This window comes from Mesorhizobium sp. M2A.F.Ca.ET.067.02.1.1 (assembly GCF_004023285.1).
In the GTDB taxonomy this organism is placed as follows: Bacteria; Pseudomonadota; Alphaproteobacteria; order Rhizobiales; family Rhizobiaceae; genus Mesorhizobium.
This window is the reverse complement of the sequence record NZ_RZSB01000963.1, coordinates 1-1950: the sequence shown is the minus strand read 5'-3', so window position 1 is coordinate 1950 and position 1950 is coordinate 1. Positions and strand designations below refer to the sequence as shown.

Annotated in this window: 3 protein-coding genes; all 3 read right to left on the bottom strand. The window is 65.4% G+C overall.

Features of this window, described 5'->3' with window-relative positions; all coding sequences use genetic code 11:
- On the bottom strand, positions 1–697 hold a 697-nt coding region (gene era / locus EOA28_RS34270; RefSeq protein WP_189342357.1), incomplete at its 3' end, for a GTPase Era.
- Positions 682–1398 carry a ribonuclease III gene (rnc, locus tag EOA28_RS34265; RefSeq protein ID WP_042637852.1) on the bottom strand — a complete coding sequence of 239 codons (717 nt, stop codon included), beginning with the start codon at positions 1396–1398 and terminating at the stop codon, positions 682–684. The genes rnc and era, both read right to left, overlap by 16 nt.
- A 4-nt stretch (positions 1399–1402) precedes the next feature.
- On the bottom strand, positions 1403–1950 hold a 548-nt coding region (gene lepB, locus EOA28_RS34260; RefSeq protein WP_128315769.1), incomplete at its 5' end, for a signal peptidase I.

Genomic DNA, 1950 nt, shown 5'->3' with positions numbered 1-1950 from the left:
TCTCTTCCCATTTCTCGGTCTCGATATGCGAGGAATAGGGAAGCTCCTGGTGCAGCCGCAGATAAAGCTTTTCGCGGGTGATTTCCGCCGCAAGCTGGCGCATCGGCAGGTCGGAAATCTGGTCTTCCGGGTAATACCAAGGGCCAGCGGGCAACGTCTCGGCGAGATAGTCGAGCAGGTCCTTGCAGCCGGAGCCGGTGAGCGCTGAGACCATGAAGGTGCGCTTGAACGGCACGCGCTCGTTCGCGGTCGCGGCCAGCGCGAGAAGCGTCTCTGGCTTGACGCGGTCGACCTTGTTGAGGACGAGCAGCATCGGCTGGCGGACGTCCTTCAGCCGGTCGAGGATGGCGTCTGCATCGCCCTTGATGCCGCGCTCGGCGTCGATCAGAAGCACTACGACATCGGCATCCTTGGCGCCGCCCCAGGCGGTGGTCACCATCGCGGTGTCCAGCCGCCGCTTCGGCTTGAAGATGCCGGGCGTATCGACGAACACGATCTGCGCGTTGTCATGCGTGGCGATGCCGCGCACGATGGCGCGGGTGGTCTGCACCTTATGGGTGACGATCGACACCTTGGCGCCGACCAGTTGGTTGACCAGCGTCGACTTGCCGGCGTTGGGCGCGCCGATCAGCGCGACGAAGCCGGAGCGCGTCGGGGGAACTTCAGGGGTTTCATTTTCTGTCATGCCGCGCTCCATACGCCTTCGCGCAGCAAAAGAGTAGCCGCGGCGGCCTGCTCCGCCTCGCGCTTGGAGCGGCCGCTGCCGGTCGCCGGAGCAAATGAGCCGACCTTGACGCTGACGGTGAACAGCGGGTCGTGGTCCGGTCCCTCGCGGCCGTCGACCCGGTAAGCCGGCACGGCGCCGGCGGCTGCCTGGTGCGCCCATTCCTGCAATTCGGTCTTGGCGTCGCGCCGCGCCGCGCCGATCGCCTGCGAGCGCGGCTGCCAATAGCGATGGATGAACGCGCGGGCAGCCTCGAGGCCACCATCCAGGTAAAGGACCGCAATCAGCGATTCCAGCGCGTCGGCGCGCAGATTGGTGCGCTTGCGCCCGTCGAGATTGCGCACATCGGAGCCGGCGCGGATCAGCTCTGGCAAGCCGATCTCCTCGGCGATGTCGGAGAGCGCCTCGGCATTGACCAGCGCGTTGAGACGCAGCGACAGCTCGCCCTCGGCTGCATCTGGAAAGGCTGCAAGCAGCATGTCGGCGACGACAAGGCCGAGAACGCGGTCGCCCAGGAACTCGAAGCGTTCGTAGTCGACGCCGGCATGGGTCGAACGCGCGCTGGCATGGGTCAGCGCGCGCTGCAGACGCTGGCGATCGGCGAAGGCATGGCCGGTGCGCGGGGCAAGAGCCTCGGCGAGGGCATCGGCGGTCAAACGCTTGCTGGCCGCCATCGCTCTAGTGGACGAAATGGAACAGGCGATCGGCACGCATCAGCGACGGCCACTTCCAGATCTCGAGCGGGCTCGCCTTGCCGGCGATCGAGAAGAAGATGAGATTGGCGCGGCCGACCAGGTTTTCGGCAGGAACAAAGCCGACGGTGAAGCGGCTGTCGGAGGAGTTGTCGCGGTTGTCGCCCATCATGAAATAGTGGCCGGGCGGCACGGTCCATTCGCGGGTGTTGTCGCCGATCGAATTCGGCGTCAGGTCGAGCGTGTCGTAGCTGACACCATTCGGCAGCGTCTCGTGATAGACGTCGACGGGCTGAGGCACTTCGGTGATGTCGGGATTTTCGATCTGGCCGGTCTTCACGCGCGGCACGCCGACGTCGTTGATGAAGAGCTGGCCGTCCTTCATCTGGATCTTGTCGCCGGGCAGGCCGACGACGCGCTTGATGTAGTCGACCGATGGGTCCGGCGGGAACTTGAACACCACCACGTCGCCGCGCTTGGGCTCCGAGCCCCAGATGCGGCCGGAAAAGATATCGGGACCGAACGGCAGCGAAT